At 54.6% G+C, this 1,425-nt stretch carries 2 protein-coding genes; both read left to right on the top strand.

Annotated elements, in window-relative coordinates; genetic code table 11:
* Positions 1-234, top strand: a 234-nt coding sequence (locus GTGU_RS26420) for a hypothetical protein (protein ID WP_211252882.1), incomplete at its 5' end; no start/stop codon positions are given.
* Positions 231-1,181, top strand: a complete 951-nt coding sequence (locus tag GTGU_RS23220; RefSeq protein ID WP_038163455.1) for an ArdC family protein — start codon at positions 231-233, stop codon at positions 1,179-1,181. The genes GTGU_RS26420 and GTGU_RS23220, both read left to right, overlap by 4 nt.
* Positions 1,182-1,425: the final 244 nt, after the last annotated feature.

Raw genomic sequence — 1,425 nt, 5'->3', positions numbered from 1 at the left:
TTTCACCGCTGCAATCGTCGACGTGCTGAGTCCGGGTATGCCCCGTCGTTATTTTCTCCCCGTGTGTTTTCTCTTTCGTATCAGCTTCCGGTCATCGTTCCCCGTCACAACCTGGTCTGCAAGGGTAAATGGCACGCGTTCCGCGCCCCTGCAAACCAGAACGACTCCGGTTTAACGAACCGTCAGGCGATACGAAGACGAAAACCCACTCAACTGACGGAGAAAATACCATGACGATGAACCTGCATACCCAAACTGGCACTTCTGACACCGCAGCGGCGACCAGCGTATCCCCGCTGGACCTGTCAGGCTCCTCAAACACGAAATTTTCACAAAACAAAACGGATATTCACCAGGCGGTCACCGACAGCATCATTAAAGCGCTGGAATCCGGTGTGAAGCCGTGGAAATGCCCGTGGAAGCGTAACGGCCTGGTGTCCGGTATCCCCTCAAATTACACCACGCATGAAGCCTACAGCGGCATTAACATCATGTTGCTCTGGAGCAGTGCGGCGCAGCAGGGTTTTCAGGACTCACGCTGGATGACATATAACCAGGCTAAGTCAATTGGTGCTCAGGTCCGCAAGGGTGAACGCGGTACAATGGCAGTCTTTTATAAAACGCTGGAGAAAGAAAACGAATTCGGTGATACCGAACATATCCCGATGCTGAAACACTTTACGCTGTTCAACGCTGAGCAAATCGACGGACTGCCGTCAGGTGATGATATTCAGCCGGAAGACAACACGGATACCCCCTTTGACCCGTTACCGCAGGCTGAAGCGCTGTTTACGCGCAGCGGTGCAGACATCACCGAACGCGGTCAGCACGCTTTCTTCAGACCAGACACTGACAGGATTTATCTGCCTGAGCGTCATCTGTTCAGCCGTGCCGAAGACTTTTACGCCACCGGTCTGCATGAGCTGGTTCACTGGAGCGGTCACAGAAACCGTCTCAACCGCGAAATGAAAGGGCGCTTTGGTACGGAGAAATATGCTTTCGAAGAAATGATAGCGGAGCTGGGAAGTGCGTTTCTGATGGCTGATATGGGTATCAGTGGCGACGTACAGCATGCAAGCTACATTGCATCATGGCTGAAAAAACTGCGCGATGACAAACGTTATATTTTCCGCGCCGCCAGTGCCGCATCAAAAGCGCACCGCTATCTGATGGCGCTCTGACGCTTCCGGCCCTGCAACGGATTGCAGGGCGTCACTGGTGCGGGAATAAGGAAAAACCGCCTGCATTCCCTGGCAGGCGGTTTTACATCCACGTGGCTGCCGGACGTGTCTCCGTCATCACGACCGTCAGTCACCTGTCCCGCGCCGTGGTTTATGCGCGAAGCGCATGGAGGCGACGGCACGGGGCTGACAGGAAGCACATCACCCGTACAGCCGGGAACTGAGAAAGGCGAAGGGAGCACGT

It is taken from the genome of Trabulsiella guamensis ATCC 49490 (genome assembly GCF_000734965.1).
Lineage (GTDB): Bacteria > Pseudomonadota > Gammaproteobacteria > Enterobacterales > Enterobacteriaceae > Trabulsiella > Trabulsiella guamensis.
Note: the sequence above shows the minus strand (reverse complement) of the source record. Positions and strands in the feature narration are given on the sequence as shown.